The organism is Paenibacillus sp. RC21, assembly GCF_044907935.1.
GTDB lineage: Bacteria > Bacillota > Bacilli > Paenibacillales > Paenibacillaceae > Paenibacillus > Paenibacillus terrae_A.
Genome location: NZ_JBIYCS010000017.1, coordinates 13,789 through 32,916, shown reverse-complemented (window position 1 = coordinate 32,916; position 19,128 = coordinate 13,789). Strand labels below are relative to the sequence as shown.

General features: G+C 39.9%; 19 protein-coding genes and 2 pseudogenes. 12 read left to right on the top strand and 9 right to left on the bottom strand.

All coding sequences use genetic code 11. The features are described 5' to 3' along the window. Window positions 1–274: 274 nt before the first annotated feature. Entirely contained in the window at window positions 275–415 is a 141-nt protein-coding gene (locus ABIA61_RS26255; RefSeq protein WP_283657359.1) for a hypothetical protein, read from the bottom strand. A gap of 1 nt (window position 416) precedes the next feature. Further along, the gene (locus ABIA61_RS26250) at window positions 417–1,418 is read right to left on the bottom strand and encodes an IS110 family RNA-guided transposase (protein ID WP_283653452.1); all 1,002 of its coding nucleotides are present in this window, start codon (window positions 1,416–1,418) and stop codon (window positions 417–419) included. A gap of 309 nt (window positions 1,419–1,727) precedes the next feature. Between ABIA61_RS26250 and ABIA61_RS26245 the strand changes: the two are divergent. Next, window positions 1,728–2,507, top strand: a pseudogene (locus ABIA61_RS26245) (transposase); the annotation flags it as partial. 100 nt (window positions 2,508–2,607) lie between these two features. Here the strand turns inward: ABIA61_RS26245 and ABIA61_RS26240 are convergent. After that, window positions 2,608–3,486 carry a hypothetical protein gene (locus ABIA61_RS26240; RefSeq protein WP_283653450.1) on the bottom strand — a complete coding sequence of 293 codons (879 nt, stop codon included), beginning with the start codon at window positions 3,484–3,486 and terminating at the stop codon, window positions 2,608–2,610. 126 nt (window positions 3,487–3,612) lie between these two features. Here ABIA61_RS26240 and ABIA61_RS26235 point away from each other — a divergent pair, with 126 nt between their 5' ends. Next, window positions 3,613–4,554: a zinc-binding dehydrogenase gene (locus tag ABIA61_RS26235; RefSeq protein ID WP_283653449.1), complete on the top strand. Its 942-nt coding sequence runs from the start codon at window positions 3,613–3,615 to the stop codon at window positions 4,552–4,554. Window positions 4,555–5,282: 728 nt separating this feature from the next. Beyond that, a complete protein-coding gene (locus ABIA61_RS26230; RefSeq protein ID WP_283653448.1) occupies window positions 5,283–5,630 on the top strand; it encodes a helix-turn-helix domain-containing protein in 348 nt (115 codons plus the stop codon). A gap of 490 nt (window positions 5,631–6,120) precedes the next feature. Here ABIA61_RS26230 and ABIA61_RS26225 read toward each other — a convergent pair whose 3' ends face one another. The 3 genes from ABIA61_RS26225 to ABIA61_RS26215 all read right to left on the bottom strand — a co-directional run bounded on the left by ABIA61_RS26225 (window position 6,121) and on the right by ABIA61_RS26215 (window position 8,628). Beyond that, the gene (locus ABIA61_RS26225; RefSeq protein ID WP_283653447.1) at window positions 6,121–7,224 is read right to left on the bottom strand and encodes a sensor histidine kinase; all 1,104 of its coding nucleotides are present in this window, start codon (window positions 7,222–7,224) and stop codon (window positions 6,121–6,123) included. Then, entirely contained in the window at window positions 7,217–7,897 is a 681-nt protein-coding gene (locus ABIA61_RS26220) for a response regulator transcription factor (protein WP_023990458.1), read from the bottom strand. Before ABIA61_RS26220 ends, ABIA61_RS26225 begins: the two co-directional genes overlap by 8 nt. Window positions 7,898–8,061: 164 nt before the next feature. Beyond that, entirely contained in the window at window positions 8,062–8,628 is a 567-nt protein-coding gene (locus tag ABIA61_RS26215; RefSeq protein WP_283653446.1) for a class I SAM-dependent methyltransferase, read from the bottom strand. Window positions 8,629–9,569: 941 nt separating this feature from the next. On the opposite strand from ABIA61_RS26215, the gene ABIA61_RS26210 reads away from it, so the two are divergent. The 7 genes and pseudogenes from ABIA61_RS26210 to ABIA61_RS26180 all read left to right on the top strand — a co-directional run bounded on the left by ABIA61_RS26210 (window position 9,570) and on the right by ABIA61_RS26180 (window position 13,958). Further along, window positions 9,570–9,815, top strand: a complete 246-nt coding sequence (locus tag ABIA61_RS26210; protein WP_404581473.1) for a hypothetical protein — start codon at window positions 9,570–9,572, stop codon at window positions 9,813–9,815. Continuing rightward, a complete protein-coding gene (locus ABIA61_RS26205; RefSeq protein WP_404581471.1) occupies window positions 9,722–10,159 on the top strand; it encodes a DedA family protein in 438 nt (145 codons plus the stop codon). Before ABIA61_RS26210 ends, ABIA61_RS26205 begins: the two co-directional genes overlap by 94 nt. Window positions 10,160–10,224: 65 nt before the next feature. Continuing rightward, window positions 10,225–10,770, top strand: coding sequence for a class I SAM-dependent methyltransferase (locus ABIA61_RS26200; RefSeq protein WP_404580128.1), 546 nt, complete (start codon window positions 10,225–10,227; stop codon window positions 10,768–10,770). After that, window positions 10,771–11,367, top strand: a complete 597-nt coding sequence (locus ABIA61_RS26195) for a DedA family protein (RefSeq protein WP_068938306.1) — start codon at window positions 10,771–10,773, stop codon at window positions 11,365–11,367. 1 nt (window position 11,368) lies between these two features. After that, window positions 11,369–11,494 (top strand): annotated as a pseudogene (locus tag ABIA61_RS26190) (winged helix-turn-helix domain-containing protein); the annotation flags it as partial. 549 nt (window positions 11,495–12,043) lie between these two features. Then, the gene (locus ABIA61_RS26185; protein ID WP_023990452.1) at window positions 12,044–13,213 is read left to right on the top strand and encodes an MGDG synthase family glycosyltransferase; all 1,170 of its coding nucleotides are present in this window, start codon (window positions 12,044–12,046) and stop codon (window positions 13,211–13,213) included. Between the two features lie 46 nt (window positions 13,214–13,259). Then, window positions 13,260–13,958, top strand: coding sequence for a polysaccharide deacetylase family protein (locus tag ABIA61_RS26180; protein ID WP_283653443.1), 699 nt, complete (start codon window positions 13,260–13,262; stop codon window positions 13,956–13,958). A 193-nt stretch (window positions 13,959–14,151) separates the two neighbouring features. Here the strand turns inward: ABIA61_RS26180 and ABIA61_RS26175 are convergent, their stop codons facing one another. The 3 genes from ABIA61_RS26175 to ABIA61_RS26165 all read right to left on the bottom strand — a co-directional run bounded on the left by ABIA61_RS26175 (window position 14,152) and on the right by ABIA61_RS26165 (window position 16,652). Further along, the gene (locus ABIA61_RS26175) at window positions 14,152–15,300 is read right to left on the bottom strand and encodes a sensor histidine kinase (protein WP_404580124.1); all 1,149 of its coding nucleotides are present in this window, start codon (window positions 15,298–15,300) and stop codon (window positions 14,152–14,154) included. After that, window positions 15,293–15,973 (bottom strand): winged helix-turn-helix domain-containing protein, encoded by a 681-nt coding sequence (locus ABIA61_RS26170; RefSeq protein ID WP_404581470.1) that lies wholly within the window; start codon window positions 15,971–15,973, stop codon window positions 15,293–15,295. The genes ABIA61_RS26175 and ABIA61_RS26170 overlap by 8 nt, the downstream gene beginning before the upstream one ends. A gap of 88 nt (window positions 15,974–16,061) precedes the next feature. Then, window positions 16,062–16,652 carry a class I SAM-dependent methyltransferase gene (locus ABIA61_RS26165; RefSeq protein WP_283653440.1) on the bottom strand — a complete coding sequence of 197 codons (591 nt, stop codon included), beginning with the start codon at window positions 16,650–16,652 and terminating at the stop codon, window positions 16,062–16,064. Window positions 16,653–17,106: 454 nt separating this feature from the next. Here ABIA61_RS26165 and ABIA61_RS26160 point away from each other — a divergent pair, with 454 nt between their 5' ends. Both ABIA61_RS26160 and ABIA61_RS26155 read left to right on the top strand, forming a co-directional pair. After that, window positions 17,107–17,781: a phosphatase PAP2 family protein gene (locus ABIA61_RS26160; RefSeq protein WP_283653439.1), complete on the top strand. Its 675-nt coding sequence runs from the start codon at window positions 17,107–17,109 to the stop codon at window positions 17,779–17,781. A 210-nt stretch (window positions 17,782–17,991) separates the two neighbouring features. Then, complete coding sequence (locus ABIA61_RS26155) at window positions 17,992–19,098, top strand: TolC family protein (RefSeq protein WP_404580125.1); 1,107 nt, start codon at window positions 17,992–17,994, stop codon at window positions 19,096–19,098. Window positions 19,099–19,128: the final 30 nt, after the last annotated feature.

The window sequence follows — 19,128 nt, the reverse complement described above, 5'->3', positions numbered from 1 at the left end:
TTTTAACACGGGGGTTGAACAAGCTGAACTAGAAGGCAAAAGCTATCAACGGTGAGCAGTCTGATATCCGCGGGTTGGATACCGCATGTTTTCTCTCCGTCTGTAGAGAGTGCACCACGAACTGTTGTCGTGCATCTTTCCTTTTAGGGAAGGAGTAGGCACATAGCGATTACGTGGATTCTCTCTTACGGCTTTTCCCTTTGCCTTCTAACTCAGCTTTTCAATCACCACTTGTCTATTAGGTCATGTTATTTCGAAATAATAACGCTCAATTTTAGGCACGGTCTAACTTGTAGGTTACCTCATCCATGCCTCTCTTTTCCTCGATCTCCCGGGCAATTGACCAAATAAAACCACTTAATTCACGTGCCACGGCTACAACCGCTTTTCCACTTGGCTTACCTTGGGACAACATTTTAGTGTATTTTCGATGCAGTCGATGTTGAGCCTTCCAAGATATAGATTGAATGCCAGACTGGCTGACCTTGCTGACGTTTCCTTAACTCACCTTGCAACGCCGGTTTGTAGCGATAACTCCAAGCAGCTTCTACCAACAATCGACGAAGATGTGTGTTACCGGATTTTGTGATTTTTCCTTGCCATCGGCTCTGACCACTCGAATACTCTCGAGGAACCAAACCGGTGTAACCCATAAATGCTTTCGCATTTCCAAATCGAGTGAATGAACATACTTCAGCTACGATGCCTGTTGCTGTGGTTTCAGCAACTCCACGTAAGGTTTGAAGAGCTTGAATTAACGGAGCATTATTTCCTTTGGTCGCTTCTTCGTGAATAGCCGTCTCGATACGTTTTAGTCGTTCTTCATTTTCATCCATCTGATACAGCATTTCCTGCAATACCAGGCGCCGTGAAGTAGACTCCAATGGAATACGCCCAAGCCATAGTCGATACTTCGCTGTCCATCGCCGAAGAGACTCCTCCGGCACAATGTTGTGCCGAAGGAGAAATTTTCCGATCCGCTGCCGAATTCGGGTTCGATCTTCCTTTATGTCTTCACGCATCCGAACCAATTCACGGAGAGCCTCTTCCTCCGGAGTAGGCACATGGATGCTTGTTAACTCACCCGCCCGAAGTAATTGGGCTAAACGCAAAGCATCCCGGCGATCTGTTTTCACCCGTTCTCCAGGACGGCTTGGCATAAGGGATGGTGCAATAACGATGCAGTGGTATCCATGTGCTGTTAACAAGCGCACTAGCGGATATCCCGTTGGACCTGCTTCATAACAAATGCTTAGTTCTTCAGGTGGACCCAATTTTTTGAGTACCTTTAGGATCTGATACTCGTTGTGAGGAACCATGCCCCAATATCGGGCACTTTCTCTGCCTTCGTCAGCAACGGCTACCGCAATTTTTTCCTTTGACACGTCTAATCCTACGTATTTCATGGCATCCTGCATAATACAGACTCTCCTTTGTAATTTAGCTCTGCTTTTGGTATAGCTCCACTACACCATTATTGCCAAAAGTAACCTAAGAAGTTGCAATTACGGGGAGTCTGTCTCGTTCATAATAACTGTTATCCCCAGATTTTATTTATTCTCCTTAGCGGTGAAAATCCGGGGACAAAGGCGACCGCTGCCGCTTTTCCACAATCGTTCCGTTCTCTCCGCTGCTTTGAGCACAATAAGTGTCTACAATACTTAAAAAACACGAAAAAAGAAATCGCCCTTTTTGGTAAAATGGAAGTACCACCAACCATCTCAAAAAGGAGCGAGCGGATGAGGAATGTCCTCGAAACCGTATTTATCGCCGTTCTTCAATTTCTCGCAGACGAAAAATATATCTCCCTGGAGCATTACTTCGTAGATGGTACCAAGATTGAGGCCAATGCCAATCGCTACACTTTTGTTTGGAGCAAGGCCGTAACTAAACACAAGGCCAAATTGCAAGAGAATGTACATACCCTGTTTACCAGCATTGAAGCCGCAGAGCATCAAGAAGAACGCGAGCATCAAGGCAAAGATCTCGCTGAACTTGGCGAGCCTTCCGAAATCCGCAGTGAGAAACTGGAACAACTGACACAGGAACTGGAGGCAGAGCTCGCCGACCAGCCCAAAAGCAAGCCACTGAAGAAAGCCGTTCGTAAGCTTCGTAAGGATCTGCTTCCCCGACTGTACAAATACAAGAACTACCAGGAGTTGCTCCGGAACCGCAGTAGCTTCAGCAAAACCGATCCGGATGCGACTTTCATGCGTATGAAAGAAGACCACATGCGAAATGGACAGCTAAAACCGGGTTACAATGTGCAGATCGGAACGGAGAATCAGTTTATTTTAGCCTACAGTGTCCACCAAAGACCAACGGATACCCGCTGCTTACAGCCACACATGGAAAAAGTTCGGCAGATCCTGGGGACACTTCCACAGACGGTCATTGCCGACGCGGGTTATGGCAGTGAAGAAAACTATGCCGATCTGGAAAAGGAAGAGATCCAGGCTGTCGTGAAATACGGCAGCTACCACAAAGAGAAGAGTAGGGCGTGGAAAGCGAGAAAACTAAATCATATTGAGGGAGTTTAATAAACCACCTATTCTGAATTATTAGCTACCAATAACTTTTCGATTCCATCCTCTTGTAAGTATCGGATTAGACAAATGCACAATCGGCTGGACATCCCAGGTTCTCGAAAACTGTGCGCGCGGCAGAATCTACCGGCAGGAAAACCTCAATTTGCGGATATAAGCGGCCGCCTGCGGAAATCGAAACCTGTTTGTAGCGTACGGGAATAAGGTCTCCGGAGCTTTCTATTCTGGCTAGAATTGTTTGTATTTGATCAACATTTCCCCCTACATCCGGCACACTCAGATATTCGCACGCGTTATATTTCTGAACTCTATCCAGCAATTTTTGATACCACGCATCATAACGCGAGAGCATGTGCTCACTCTTAAAGGCTTGTATTCCGTTTATGATGTGCTCCTCCCACTGCTTAAACGACGTCTTGTCAAACGTGGAGCGGGACCGGATAGGAAAACCAGAATTAAAATGTAAATCGACCCTATTCATTAAACCGTCATATGAACGGTCGAGAGGGATTTCGAACAATTGATGAAACGGCTCATTTAATCCCTTGATGTCCTGAGTATGTGTTACGACCATGGCGGGAAAAGGAATACTCCTCATCGTTTGCTGAGCCCACTCTAATGCACGCTCCAACGACCGTCCATACAATTCGGTCTGAATTGGAAGAAAGCCGGCTGCCAAAAGCAAATCGTTACGCTCGTCGGATGTACACTCAAGATATTCTGCAATATTTATTATCGTCTGGCGGGTCGGTATGCGGCGGGTACGTCCAACCAGCAGATTTTTATACGAAGGAAAAGCCTCGTCGTTCAGCTCTTGTTGAGTAAATCGTTTCAAGGACGGTTGAGGTCGATCGACAAGCTTTTGCTGGCGTTTTATCCGCAGGGCTTCAATTTCTCCCATTACGATTCTATGTCTGGAATTCTCCGTATCTATATCCATCTTCTCTTCTCTTCCCTTCTCTTATGAAGTGTAATTCTGCACTTGGGCCGAACCTTTATTTAAAGTATACTCCTCATTGAAATGAAGGTCATCTAATGACCATAACCAATATGGAGGAAAACCGATATGATTCGTACTATTGTTGTTGATCCGCATGCCCCGTCTCATTTGGCCTTCAAGGAAGTTGACGCCCCGCAGCCTAAGCCATGGGAAGCGCTTGTGCAAGTGAAGGCCGTCTCACTCAACCGCGGTGAAGTGAGTGACGCTAAAAATCAGGAAATATATAGCCGTCCTGGCTGGGATTTCGCCGGGATTGTCATCGAGCCGGCAGAGAACGGCGCAGGACCGCAAAAAGGGGCTAGGGTTGTTGGTTTGCTCCCGATGGGAGCCTGGAGCGAGCGAGTGGCTGCTCCCGTATCGTTGTTGGCCGAAATCCCAGACAAACTCACTTTTACGGAGGCGGCTACCCTCCCCGTAGCAGGGCTCACGGCTCTTTATGCACTTCGAAAAGGCGGCATGCTGCTTGGCAAACGGATTTTCATTACAGGCTCTAGCGGCGGAGTTGGGCTATTCGCCCATCAGCTTGCAGCCCAATCCGGCGCATACGTTGTAGGTACGGCAAGCACGGAAGAGAAGGCTGAGCTTGTTCGGGAGGTCGGATCCGACGAAGTGATCATTGGATATACCGCAATTTCATCAGCCAGCAAATTTGGGCCGTACGATCTGATCATCGATTCAGTAGGCGGCAATGCACTGGCGGCGTTGCTGCCGCAGCTAGCGCCCCAAGGGATTTGCGTTGCGGTAGGATTTTCCTCTTCAAATACCGCAATGATCGATATGAAGAATATGGTGACCAGCGGAGGAAGAACCTTGTACAGCTTCTTTTTAGGTGAGGAACTCACTCGTCAATCAGCCGCGGACGATCTGAGTTTGCTGGCCCGGCTGGTCACAGATGAGCGGTTAATCCCACGAATCCAAGTGGAGGCGCCTTGGACCGAAATTGACACCGTTGCCCGTAATCTTATGGAACGGAAATTCTCGGGCAAAGCCGTGCTTCACTTAGATTGATTATATAAGTTTGTAACTATAATCCCAGGAATCTAAAAACGAATCTGAAAAAGAAACGGCAGTAGTACACCCTTACTCGTTTGAGTGGGAGTACCGCTGCCTTTCAATGAACCCGGCTATTTGACCTTTATATTTCGTATAGTAATCCATCCAGCTTTAATAGCAACACAGTTATTCCTCTACCCTCAGTGGCACCGCTTTAAGAATGTTCATTTTCTCTCACTATTCTGCCAGTTGGCTTAATGAAGTGCTCACCAGTCTAACACTTTATTTTTTTCGGACAACAGGACAACATATTTATAAGGAATTAACGTTCATATTTTTAGAATTTTAATAAAAAATATAAATCACATATATTGGATTTTTGTACACAACTTTATTGTATATCACACAGGTGAAAATATTTGTAATTGACTCGCTAGTACACAACTTTATTGTATATATAGAATCACATAATAAACTAAAAACGTTGATACACCAAGGGGTACTAGTACACAACTTTATTGTCCGAAGAGAACAAATTGTTCATGTCCAGTGACATTATAGTTGTGAAGTTTACATTATAGTTATGAAGTTACTTTTATGACTTTTTTGCCATTATAAATACAACACCATTCTTAATTTGAAATATTACCTACAAGAAAATACAGTACATTAACTCAAACAGTCCCGATGAAAAGTTTTTATATCGGGACTGTTTTTATTTTTATAGATAAGTAGGTGGAACAATGAAGACTATAGGAGAAAAAATAAAGAGTATTCGGAAAACGAATAAACTCAATCAAATTCAGTTCTCACAGATTATTGGCGTATCACAAGGGACATTGAGTGAATTGGAACAAGATAAATATAAGCCGTCATTAGAAACCATAGTTGCCCTAAAACTAAACTTTAATGTTAACTTGGAGTGGCTGCTAATCGAGGAGTATATAAGTTCTAATAGTACGTTGTTTTGTACACAATTAGATAATCTTGAATCAAATTTAATTTCAGAATTTCGAAAGTTAAATGTGGGAGACAAACATGAAATTCAGGAAATCATAAATTTAAAGCTAAAACGTTATAAATATAAATAAATATAAATTAGGAATATACTTAGTCGCTGCAAATGGATTTATTTGATTATAACGGGGGAGTATCTTTGAGGTGTAACTGAATTACGAGTTGACAATCATACAGGCGAAGCAGATGATGATTATCGATCATCAGTCGTATGGACTTAAAATCTTCGAGGGTCTTGTTTGTAATCAATTTATAGAAATATCATATTATTAACCAGGGGAATATGGAAAATAAAATTGTAGACTATGAAAATGAAGATGTAAAATCAAAATAATCCGCCACTGTATAATTATTCTTTAAGGACTGTATTGGTATTTCAACAAGTGAAAGCACAGTATACCAGACAACTGGAACGGAGAACGCAATGTACTCGGCGTACCTTAGAAACTTAACGAAAACTTATGAGTAATTGTGTAAGAAATGGGGGATTGAAATAAGAGGTTTAGGAAGCGGAGCTTCTCCGCATTCCATAGAAGTCTTTAGAAAAAACTTTAATTGATACGGTTAGCTACTTGAGCTAATTTCAAAAGGCAATTTCAATTGGAATGTAAATACGTTATTACTATGATTAAGCGTTAAGGTACCTTGATGTAACTCAACAATATTTCTAGCAATGGAAAGGCCCAGTCCTGCTCCTGTTTGAATACCTTCGCTACTTCTTGAATGGTCAACTTTATAAAAACGATCAAATAGCTTCTCCTCTTGATCTTGCGTGAGAGGAGCTCCTTTATTTTCGACCTCAATCGTAATTTGCTCAGGGCTCGTTTTCAGTCGAATGCAAATGCTTCCCGGCTTCAAGGAATACTTTAAGGCGTTCATGAGAAGATTATCGATTGCTCTAGCAATTTTATCGCTGTCAATGGAGGTAACGATCGGGGAGTCACCGATATCTTTCACGATATATACACCGTTTTCTTCAGCAATGGGTTCGAACTCGAATAGCAATTGATCCAATAGTTGAAATAAATTGATGCTTCTGAGATTTAAGTGGGTATCGACAGAAGTGAGCCGAGTATATTCGAACAAGTCATCGAGCAACTTCTTCAAATGAATTGCTTTGTTATAGGTGTTTTGAACAAAGCGCGTATATTCATCTTTATCCTGATATGAGTCTGTTCTTAAAAGCTCGATATAGCCGATAATGCTTGTCAGAGGCGTGCGCAAGTCATGTGAAATACCTGTGATCAACTCCATCTTGGATTTCTCTATTTCACGTTCTTTTACAATCTGTTGCTCTAAACGTTCTGTCATTCGATTGATGTTGAGCGCAACCCGTCCAAGTTCATCTTGCCGAACAACAGGTACCCGATATTTTAAATTACCTTCGGAAATAATCTGAAGCCCTTGCTCCAATGTAATTAAGTCTCTAACGATTCGCCGTGTCAAAACTAAAAAAGTAAAAATAAACGTTACCATAAACAAGGGGGTAAGAAGATAAGGAAAAAAATTGCGAAACCAATGCCATTCCATAGCACTGCTAATTTTCAAGAAAAGTAAAATGAGAATATCATTTATAGCAATGGCGATAATAAAACTTAGTACCATTCTGATTAAAATGTTGACTTGAATTCGTTTTTTTTGTTTTGACTTTTGTACATGTTCATTCAATTTTATAGCCAACTCCCCACACCGTTTTAATATACTGAGGATCTCTTGGGAACTGCTCTAATTTTTCTCGTAAATTACGAATATGAACCATTACGGTATTATCAGAAAATCCGTATGGCGCCTTCCACACATTTTCGTAAATGTGCTCCGAACTAAAAACCTGCCCAGGATGGCTGGCAAGCAAGACCAGAATAGCAAACTCAAGAGGAGTCAACGAAATTTCGTTGCCCTTTAACTTCACGGAATGTTTACTCTTATCGATGATCAGGTCTTTAATAAGAATAAGGGAATTAAATTCTTCTTTTCCTATTAATGTTTGACGACGTAGCTGCGCTTTTACGCGAGCAAGCAATTCTAATGGATTGAACGGTTTAATCATGTAGTCATCGGCCCCAGTGGTCAATCCGTTAATTTTATCAATATCTTCTTCCTTGGCTGACAGCATGATAATCGGAGTATTCGATATTTCCCTTATTTTAAGGCATGCTCTGATTCCATCCATTCGTGGCATCATGACATCCAGGATAACCAGTTGAATCGGTGTTGTCTTTATGGCATCCAGGGCTTCTTCACCATCGGCTGCTTCAATTACATGGTATCCTTCATTACGAAGATATACATGAATGACATCCCGAATCTCGGAATCATCATCCACAACAAGAATGGTATTCATTACTGACTGCTCCTTCTTTTTTGACTTGGTAGAATTAGCGTATCTAAGGTTCCTGAAATTACTGCAACTAGTATAGATATCTTGATGATAAGGTAAAGTCTTCACTTTTTCTACATATGCATAAGAAAAACATTTAATTGAGTAAATTAAAGTGTCATCATCATTTAAATTGTTTCCTTTTTGCGACAGACGTAAACGAAAGCGGGAGGGATATTGAAAGGCACTAAATCAATTTTTTCAATGATAAATTTTTCGGAAAGCTGCTTTTTCATTTGAAGCGAATATTGAAAGGCGATAAACAAGCCTCCAGGTTTGAGTGCTTTATAGATCTGTTCAACCAAGGTATCTCTCAATTCACGATCAAAATTAAAAAAAGGTAGTCCGCTAAAAATACAATCTAACTGATGAATGTTCTCTTGCTTCATTGCTTCTACTAACTGAGCAGCGTTCGGATGACAGGAGAAGTCTGGGTATTCTGTCTGTAAATTTTTCCTCATAGTCTCATTCATCTCAAACAATAATACTTTCGTGGGTTCGCTCACCTGGGCGTTGATAAAACGGGTGATAGCACCTGTACCCGATCCGAGTTCTGCGACTGCCTTAAACTCGTTCCAGGGGGCTTGTTTCACCATTTTGGTCGCTAGAAATCGGGAGCTTGGTATAACACTGCCTACATTTTTTGGGCTGCGAATAAAGCTTTGCAAAAATAAAAGGTATTCATTAAGTTTCAACTGATTTTCCTCCATTACTGTTTTTATTGTCAGGAACAATGCTGAATAAGGTACAAATATTAAACAAAATTATTTCTTTTATCGAAACGGATGGATACCGAAACGATTAAAAATGAGAAAATTGAAGAAAAGACATAAGGAGGAAATGTCGTACGATTGGGAAGAACACACCGATGCACATGGCCCAATCCCCTCTATTTCTGCACCTCTTTATTATTTCGATACAGAAATCATAATGAAAAAAACTAAGGAATTAATGAGTATATTTCTAAAGAAAATCTAAAGATTCATCTATAGAAGGTTTAAAATCTATATCATCCAACCCAAAAAGCCTTACCGACCAAGTCGGTAAGGCTTTTTTATAAGGGCAAACTGTTTCGCCACGCAATTCAATGATATTTATGGCTATAGAAAGGCCAAGCGCTACTCTAATTTGTATCCCTTCATAATGTTGGGGAGGAGGATGTTTGTGATCGTTTATGATCGTGTATTTTCTTCTACTTATATGTAGAGTGAAGCTTTGCTTTCACTCTCAAAATGGGATGCCTTTGTTACACTTCATTACAAGGTGATGATCCCGGGCTCAGTGGAGTACTTAATAACTTTGATCAGAAGATAACTAATTGCTATTGTCATTCTTTCAATGTCAGTACGAGCGGGAATAGGAGAGAGAATTCTCTCTTTTTCAATTTCCATTAGTGCTAAAGAAGTAGAATTACCAAAGTGTTAGGATAAAGTTGAGGTCTGATTAGCTTGGTTAAAAGCTGATCAGACCTTTCCTACATTGGGCGTAAAACAGTTTAAGATGTCAAGCCATGGCTTGGAGGGGAGAATTAAAGGCGTTTTTGCATTACTTCAGAATTTCTTTAGAAATATCCCTATAAGCTCCTAAGATTTTTATAATAATATACTTTCATCGACATTAACGAGGAGGTTAGAACATGATTAGCGATATCGTCTTACAGCTAGTCGATCATTATGGATATCTCTTTTTTTTCTTAGCCTTCTGTCTAGGCCCATTCGGCGTCCCGGTTCCAAATGAAATAACCATACTAACAGGTGGAATTTTGAGTAACAACGGAGCTTTAAACCCGTGGATTGTATATATGTTATTCTCGCTGGCTTATTTACAGCAATTACAATTGCTTATTTTGCGGGCAGAATCTTTGGAGAAAAATTTAAACTAAAGTTTCAAAACAACCGTCACTTTCAGAAAGCAGAGAAATTTTTTGAACAACACGGAGATATCGCAATGTGTCTTGGACATTTCACACCAGTCATTCGGTATATTTTGCCTGTATTCGTTGGTCTAAACGGTACCTCATACAAGAAGTTTGCTTTGATTTCGTATTCCAGCGCGTTTGTTTGGACCGCTACGTTCTTTGCCTTTGGCAAGTTCCTTGGACATTATATATTGAATTTGCTAGATTTGATCGATCCTAAATTGGCCGTGGTTGCTTTAATCATAGCCGTTGGCACCTTTATCACAACCAAGTGGTTCAAGTCGAAATTATCCGACCTTACTGCATAAGCTGGTGGACAAATGAAAAAAATAGATGAAAGGGGGAGAGTTATTTGATTTCAAATCAGTATGCAATGTTCTTGCAACGATTTATTAAAAATCCAAAGCGAGTTGGAAGTGTTTTGCCCAGTTCACGGTTTCTGGCGAGTAAAATGGTTCAATCTGTGTCATGGGATGATGTGAGCACAATTGCAGAATTCGGTTCTGGGACAGGAGCTATCACACGCTTTATCGAACTGCGAGTAAATCGATCTGCTAAGGTGTTATTGTTTGAAATGGACGATAAGATGAGGAGGGTTTTGCAAACAACCTACCCAAACTTCTCATGTCATTCAAACGCTTGTCATTTAACAAAAATAATGAATCAAAAAGGTATTGATTCGTTGGACTGTATTATTAGCGGATTACCCTTTTTTAATTTTAAGAGCGAATTAAGAGAAACTTTACTCCATCAAATTACCGAATCCTTAAAACCAGAGGGCAAATTTATCGCTTTTCAATACTCCCTTCAGATGAAGAAACATTTATCTGAGAAATTCATTATTGATAAAATCGATTTTGTGCCCCTCAATTTTCCTCCTGCTTTTGTTTATACATGCCGTAAGAAGGAGGGGATTTAAGTGAGTTATGACACACTAATTCATTGGATTGCGCAGTTTGGTTATGCTGCTTTATTCTTTGCATTATGGCTCGGAATTGTTGGAATGCCAATACCGGACGAGGTTGTCGTTATGACCGGCGGAGCCGTTAGCAAAGTAGGATTACTCCATTATTTCCCAGCATTTATTATCACTTATTTAGGAGTTATCTCCGGGCTATCTCTTGGTTATATTCTAGGCAGGTTTTTCGGTTCGCCGGTGCTGGATAAACTTCGCCATAAAAAAAATTTGGGGAAGCATATACAAACATCAGAACACCTTCTAAATAAATATGGAAATATTGCATTGAGTTTTAGCTACTTTTTTCCGGTGGTAAGGCATATTGTTCCCTATTTAGTCGGAATTAATAAAATGTCATTTCGCCGTTATATTCTTTATTCCTATACAGCCGGTCTTGTTTGGACGTCTGTCTTTTTTGTAGTTGGCCAATTTGCAGGTGGTCATGTGGAAACAATCGGGACAATGATTTATCACTACGGTATATATGTGGGACTTGCCTTAATCATAGGAATTGTCATATTCATGATTCTTAAAAGTCGGAAAAGGAGCAAAGCATGATGTGTGGAATCAACCTTTAGGAGATTTAGATAATACGGTAGTAGTTCAAATTCTGAATTTACACGAGAAAATAGATGATCTCCCAAGAGAGCCGCGATATATAAAAACCGTTTGGGGAGTTGGGTAGAAAATTGAAACTGATAAACGGCAAAAGAAATGTTTGCTTTGAGATTTTTTTGGCGTTAGTTTTCAGTCTCGTCATTGCATATCTCAGTTTCGCCATTGTAATAACTTGTATCAATTTGTTTGTAAATCGATTACAAGCGGGATATTTTTTTCTAAAGCTAGACCAGCCTTTATTTTCCCCTTTTTTTAAACTGACCCGAAACATGTTTAAATACATTTTTGATTTGCCCGAAGGTTCGCAAGTTCACTTTTGATAGATTTAAAGGAAATACAACAAAGTTATGATTTCACTGTTGCTATATATTCTAGCAGCTCAAACGATTTTCACATAAGGCGAAATGCTGATTTAAAAATATTAATCGTCGTAGTTAGATATACCCCCACCAACTCCCGAATTTCATTTCATCATCAATAATAAGAATCGTTTCTTTGGCATATGAAAGCATCCTTTCTGTGCCTTCAGTTTATGCCGATTTCTCTTAACATAAAAGGAAAGTAAGTTCTTAACCGTTTCTGAGATTTGATTTTTTGAAAAGGAGAGCTGTGTTCCATGAAAAAAGGAACGAAAGAAAAAATGTTGATTCTTACCGGAAATTATGGAGATGGTCACATTCAAGTAGCCCAAGCGATACAAGATGCGATGCAAATTCGATTTCCTCATATGGAACCTGTCATTATTGATTTTATGGAATGGGTCCATCCTTATATGAATCATTTGAGTCGAAATGTTTATCTCCAAGCCGTAAAAACATTCCCTCAAGTTTATGGATATCTATATCAGAAAACGCGGAGACAAAACACCCTATCCTATATTATAAAGACCGTTTTTTCTACAGGAATCGGACGAATGATGAAATTGATTAATGAAATACAGCCTGCTATTGTAGTATGCACCTTCCCTTTGGCGGCAGGCGTGATGTCGAAGTTGAAATCATATGGTTCAATCGATATTCATACTGTTACTATCATTACCGATCACACGGATCATAGTTCATGGATTTATCCATATACAGATCAATATATTGTGGGTTCCAGAAGTGTACGTGATTCTTTAATTCAATTAGGTGTTGAAGAGACTCGGATTGCAGATACGGGAATTCCCATTCGCCCGCAATTTTCTCAGTCCATAGAAAGAGAGAAAACAGCTAAGAAGTATGGTTTAGATCCTCATATGCCTACTGTGCTTGTGATGGGAGGAGGTTGCGGCATGATTGGCGATGGAAGCTCTACTATTCAGAAATTTGATCTATTGTCACAGCCTGTACAATTCATCATTGTTTGTGGGCATAATGAAAAACTTCGAATGAAATTGAATGAGAGTCTGAAAATTTCCAAACATCGCATCTATTTAACAGGTTATATTAACTATGTTCATGAGTTAATGGCTATATCTGATATTATGATTACCAAACCAGGAGGAGTCACGACTTTTGAGGCGATTGCTATGGAACTGCCGATGCTACTTTGTAAACCAATTCCTGGTCAAGAACAGGATAATGCCAAATTTTTAGTTCGTTCTGGGGTAGCCATTCATGCAGAGACATCTGGGGATCTAACCGAGCGCCTATCGGAATTACTAGATGATGCAAAACTTCTTCAACATATGATAGAAAATACTAAACAGTTCCATCCTAAAGAGTCCGCGTTTGCTTCATTAGAAGTTATTTTTGGAACTATTGCAATGAATAATAGATCCAGTGAAATAAAGATATGCTCCTAGAAAAAAGGCAAGCATGGATTTATTACTGTTAAAAAGGAGCAGGATCATGAAGCAGACATTGATAATTCTCATTAGTGCATTACTCGTCTACACGATTATCCCGACCCTTATAATCCGACTATTTGGAATCGGAGTTTATAAAAGGGGAACGGGCGAGCAGCCCATTGCGTTAACTTTTGATGACGGTCCGGACCCAGAATTTACGCCTCTTTTGCTTGATTTATTAAAGAAATATAATATAAAGGGTACCTTTTTTGTCCTTGGTCGCAAAGCAGAGAAATATCCCGATTTAATCCAACGGATGCACAATGAAGGACATCTTGTCGGAATCCACAATTATGTACATTGGTCAAATGCTTTAATGAGTCCTAAGAGGGTTCGCGAGCAGGTAAACAAAACGGCCAATGTCATTAATCGTATTATTGGAGAGAAAGCCTTCTATTATCGGCCCCCGTGGGGAGTCATTAACCTATTTGATTTTTTTCTGATGAAGCAATTTCGCATGATTCTTTGGTCTGTTATTGTAGGTGACTGGAAGAGCTCTGGCGGCAAGCAAAAAGTTAAGCAAAGGCTGCTGTCCAAGCTAAAGGGTGGAGCTGTTATCGTTCTTCATGATAGCGGGCAAACGTTTGGAGCAGACAGGGATGCACCTGCATACATGTTGGAGGCATTAAATGAATTTATCATTGAAGCATTATATACGGGATATTGTTTTCAGAGAGTAGATGAGAAAAGAGCTGCATAATGAACAGGCTAAATATATGAGCATTAATTATGGTACGGCCGTGATAAGCGCGGCTTTTTTGTTTTACATAAACACATTATCTGTCAGCACTCTCGAAGATTATACTTAAAAAACAGAGTAAGTTTAATTTGGATACTAAAAATCAAAACTTAAGCCCGGGACAAAGTATTGTTCGGGGCTTAAGTTTTTTAACTTATACATCAAGGTTGCCGGAGTGGCCTTCTTCTGATCCAATGGAACTGGTCAGAACTCCTTCGAAAGGCAAAGTAAGAGTAAATTTAAATATGTTATTTATATGAATGAGCGTTAAGGTTCCTCCATGCAACTCAATAATGTTTTTAGCAATAGAAAGGCCCAGACCTGCTCCCGTTTGAATGCCTTCACTACTTCTTGAATGGTCTACTTTATAAAAACGATTGAAGAGTTTATTTTCTTGCTCTTGTGTGAGGGGATTCCCTTTATTTTCGATCTCAATACTAATTTGCTTATTATCCAACTTCATTAAAATACGAACGGTTCCTGGCTTTACAGAGTACTTAAGGGCATTCATGAGTAGATTATCGATTGCTCTGGCAATTTTTTTACTGTCAATAACGGTTATAATAGGAGAGTTACCTAAGTCTTTAATAATATGGATACCGTTCTCTTGAGCGATCGGTTCAAATTCAAAAATTAATTGATCTAGAAGCTGGAATACATCGATCTTATTTAGGTCCAGACGGGTATCGACCGAAGTAAGTCGGGTATATTCAAACAAATCATCGAGCAATTTTTTTAAATGAATAGCTTTGTTATAAGTGTTTTGAACAAACCGCGTATATTCATCTTTATTCTGAAATGAATTTGTTCTTAAAAGTTCTATATAGCCAATAATACTTGTAAGTGGCGTACGCAAGTCGTGTGATATGCCTGTTATCATCTCCAACTTGGAGTTTTCTAGTTTACGTTCCTTTTCGATCTGCTGTTGCAGACGTTCCGCCATCAAGTTGATATTAAACGCAACCCTCCCGAGTTCATCTTTTCGCATGACAGGTACTCGATAGTTTAAATTACCCTCGGATATAATTTGAAGCCCCTGCTCTAACGAAATTAAGTCTCTTACGATTCTTCGAGTCAAAGCGAGGAAAGTAATAATAAAGAAAACCATAAACAAGGGGGGAAAATATACGGAATGAAATTGAGGAGCCACTCGGATTTCATGCCATAGCCAATCTCCAGTAAAAGTAAAAATGAACATGTTATTTATGGTTGTGGCGATAATAAGACTTAGCATCATTCTGATTAAAATATTGACCTGAATCATCCTTTTTTTTCGTTTTGGCTTTTGCACATTTTCAGTCAATTTTATAACCAACTCCCCAAACCGTTTTAATATACTGAGGATCTCTGGGGGATTTCTCTAATTTCTCTCGTAAATTACGAATATGGACCATCACGGTATTATCGGAATACCCAATAGGATCTTTCCACACACTTTCGTAAATCTTATCAAAGCTAAATACCTGCCCAGGGTGGCTTGCAAGCAACTCTAGAATTGAAAACTCAAGAGGGGTCAGTGAAATGTTATTTTCTTTCAATGTAACGGAATATTTAGTTTTATCGATAACAAGATCTTTGAAGAATATAAGAGAATTAAATTCTTCTTTTCCTATTAATGATTGTCGCTGCAAATGAGCTTTTACTCGAGCGAGTAATTCTAACGGATTAAAGGGTTTTATCATGTAATCGTCCGCACCGGGAGTAAGACCCACAATTTTATCAATATCTTCTTCCTTGGCCGATAGCAGGATAATGGGGGTGTTCGATATTTCCCTTATTTTAATGCAAGCATTAATGCCATCCATATGTGGCAGCATAATATCTAAGATGACAAGTTCGAAAGAGATTGATCTTATTAAATCTAACGCTTCCAGACCATTTGCAGCTTCTATGACAAAGTATCCTTCATTGCGCAAATAAACGTGAATGACATCTCGAATCTCTGTACCGTCACCTACAACAAGTATTGTATCCATTACATGATGCCCCTTTCCTACTTTTTATGATTACGGCTACTAAAATTCTATAATTAAGACAAATCCAATGATTGCTATGAAAAGTTTATTAATACCGATTATTGCCTCCCCTTTTGCGACAGGTATATACAAAAGCTGGAGGGAAATTGAAAGGTACGAACTCGATTTTTTCGATGATTAAATCTTCGGCAAATTTTTTTTTCATTTGAAGTGAGTACTGATAAGCGACAAAAATTCCTTCTGGTTTTAGTGCCTTAATAATCTGATTAAGTAAGGTTTCTCGCATTTCACTCGTAAAATTAAAAAATGGCAATCCGCTAATAATACAATCAAGCTGGCCGATGTCATCTTGATTCAATTTTTTGATTAATTGGCAAGCGTTTGAATGACACGCGAAATTCGGGTATTTTGTCTTCAAAGTAGCTCTCATTTTCTTATCCCTTTCGAACAATAGCACTTTTGTTGATCCGGTTAAATGTGGCTTCATGAAACGTGTAATAGCACCTGTACCTGACCCGAGTTCTGCGACTGCCTTTACCTCATTCCATGGTATAGACTCAACGATTTTAGCTGCTAGAAATCGGGAGCTAGGTATAACACTTCCTACTCGTTGTGGATTTGTGAGAAATCCTTGCAAAAAAAGTAGACATTCACTGATATTCAACTGTTTTTCCCCCATTATTTAATTTCTCCCTTTTGGGTACCCAACAAATAAAGGGATGATATACCGAACAACTGGAAGGAATAATCCAAAATATATTGCCATATCTCCTCGTTTTGTTATTTATATCAATATAAAAATAGTAACGAAAAAATCTAAGGATTTTACGAGGATATATCTAAAGAAAATCTGAAGATATGTACACTATTCAGACTCGAAGTCTGCAAGAAGTGCATGAAAATCAGAAAGCTGATCTGATTGAAGAACCCAAAAAGCCTTGCCAACAAAAAAGTTGGCGAGGCTTTTTATTACGTAAATTGTTGATAAGATTCCCTATAAATAAGATGCGAGAGGGAATACCCCTTACCAACTAATGTTAAGAAATTCTTTAGAAAAATCCTCTAAAGTTCTTCAGAGTTTATCATTATGATGGGTTCATTGCTATAGATAAACCTAATCAGGAGATGATAACGTGACTCACCCTACAAAACAATCCTTCCTTTCAACTTGGCTGTCTCTTCTATGGCTTACAGTGGTTCCGTTATTGTATATTTTCTACGGTATACTTAACCATCCTACCGAACACGTCTATAGCCTCGTAACGGATCTAGATCGCCTAACGCCATTCGTTCCGTCCTTTATTATTCCTTATGTTCTTTGGTACCCGTTCATTGCAGCCGTACTGATCGGACTTGCGTTCAAGGACAGAACAGCTTATTACCGGACGCTACTTTCGCTCTGTGGAGGGCTGATCCTTTCTTATATCGTCTATGCCCTTTTCCAAACGGCTGTTCACCGTCCAGACAATCTAGCCCAGACAGGCGTCATCAACCGTTTGGTCTGGTTGGTGTACAGCCATGACCAGCCGTTTAACTGTTTCCCGAGCATTCATGTGCTAACCAGCTACCTGATGCTTCGTGGAGCAAGGGTATTCGGAAGAACGATTCGCTGGGCAGTCACCGCGATGTCTATTGTCATTATAGCGTCCACTTTGCTGGTCAAGCAGCATGTACTAGCGGATGTCGTTGGCGGTATTCTAGCCGGAGAGCTGTTGTACCGATCTGCGGGCATAGCCTTATCATACCTACGGGGACATAGAAATCGCCTGACTCTGAAAGGAGGCGAGCGTCATGTTTCTGCTGAGTAAAGAGAGACGCTCATTCATATCTCATTTTATGAGAAAACCCTGACATATGATTACATTGCTAGATCGTTTCATCCCGAAATACTTTTAGCCAAAGCAGAAAGCAATCTGCACGTGTCTATGATTCATTTGTAGTTGCTCAAAAGAGAACAATAGATAATTCATATAAGAATGTGTTTGTACAATTATTTAAAAATAGAAAGAGGGGGTTCTATGAAAAAACGTATGTTCATTTTATTGCTGTTGGCCTTATCAACCAGTTCTTTTTCAGGGTCCTTTGTTCAAGCAGAGGGGCAGCAATTGGCTTCCAATGCAAGTGTGCAACTAACATTGAGTCAAGCCCAGCAATGGGCACGATCCAATAGCTTTAGCTTGAAGGAGGCCCAGCAAACGATAGATCGCAATCGGATTAACTTGAAAAATGCAGGTAAGAATCTGGACTTCATTCCCGCAGGTACAGGTAATGGAGAAGAGGATGCGGCCAGTAGTTCAGCATGGAAGGGGTATGCCTCATCGACGGTTTCTTATCTGGAATCCAAGAAGCAAATCGAGCTTGCCCAAGATCAGACAGACTACACTACAATGAAGAACTATTATGAGGTACTTCTGGCTGATAACAAGGTGAAGAGCAGTGAGGATGCACTTTCGCTTGCATTATTGGAGGAAAAAGCTGCTGAGGCAAAAGCCAACCGTGGGAAAATTTCTCCAAGCGATCAAAGCAGCATTATTCAGACTCGTATAGAAGCACAAAAAAATATAGAGATTGCAAAAGCTGCGTTGCAAAAAGCGATGGATTCACTAAATACCCAAATGGGGCAACTGCAAGGTACGGTCTATGAACTGGTGGATCGACCTGTTTACCGAAAAATGGATAGCACGAATTTGGATACGCTTGTGACACGTGCCATTTCGGCGAGTCCTTCGGTATGGAGACAGGAGGAGGCTGTCAAGCTGGCAAAGATGGAAGTTAAATATTACACGTGGAACTCAGGGAATGATGATTATGAAATTAAACAGATTGATGTAGATTCAGCACAAGGCGGACTGGAAAATACCAAAGACCAATTGGCAGAAACATTGAAGAGTATGTACTTTAATTTACAGCAAAATGATGAGCAATACGAACAACTGCAAAGTAATCTGCAGAACGCTAATAAAGTATTAAACATTTCTCGTAAAAAAAAGGAACGGGGATTTGCCACAGGTACGGAGGTCGCTACTAATCAGTTAAAAGTGAAGCAAATAGAACGGAATATGGATGAATTGATTGTTCAAATGACACAGTTACAACATGCTTTAAACAAACCGTGGAGTGTATAGGATTTAAAAAAATATATTTAAGGGGATATG

Bases quoted from the DNA above. Each gene is read 5' to 3' on its own strand.
- ABIA61_RS26255 (WP_283657359.1), bottom strand. From the start codon at position 415: ATGTTGTCCCAAGGTAAGCCAAGTGGAAAAGCGGTTGTAGCCGTGGCA.
- ABIA61_RS26250 (WP_283653452.1), bottom strand. From the start codon at position 1,418: ATGCAGGATGCCATGAAATACGTAGGATTAGACGTGTCAAAGGAAAAA.
- ABIA61_RS26240 (WP_283653450.1), bottom strand. From the start codon at position 3,486: ATGGATATAGATACGGAGAATTCCAGACATAGAATCGTAATGGGAGAA.
- ABIA61_RS26235 (WP_283653449.1), top strand. From the start codon at position 3,613: ATGATTCGTACTATTGTTGTTGATCCGCATGCCCCGTCTCATTTGGCC.
- ABIA61_RS26230 (WP_283653448.1), top strand. From the start codon at position 5,283: ATGAAGACTATAGGAGAAAAAATAAAGAGTATTCGGAAAACGAATAAA.
- ABIA61_RS26220 (WP_023990458.1), bottom strand. From the start codon at position 7,897: ATGAATACCATTCTTGTTGTGGATGATGATTCCGAGATTCGGGATGTC.
- ABIA61_RS26210 (WP_404581473.1), top strand. From the start codon at position 9,570: ATGATTAGCGATATCGTCTTACAGCTAGTCGATCATTATGGATATCTC.
- ABIA61_RS26200 (WP_404580128.1), top strand. From the start codon at position 10,225: ATGTTCTTGCAACGATTTATTAAAAATCCAAAGCGAGTTGGAAGTGTT.
- ABIA61_RS26185 (WP_023990452.1), top strand. From the start codon at position 12,044: ATGAAAAAAGGAACGAAAGAAAAAATGTTGATTCTTACCGGAAATTAT.
- ABIA61_RS26180 (WP_283653443.1), top strand. From the start codon at position 13,260: ATGAAGCAGACATTGATAATTCTCATTAGTGCATTACTCGTCTACACG.
- ABIA61_RS26170 (WP_404581470.1), bottom strand. From the start codon at position 15,973: ATGGATACAATACTTGTTGTAGGTGACGGTACAGAGATTCGAGATGTC.
- ABIA61_RS26165 (WP_283653440.1), bottom strand. From the start codon at position 16,652: ATGGGGGAAAAACAGTTGAATATCAGTGAATGTCTACTTTTTTTGCAA.
- ABIA61_RS26155 (WP_404580125.1), top strand. From the start codon at position 17,992: ATGAAAAAACGTATGTTCATTTTATTGCTGTTGGCCTTATCAACCAGT.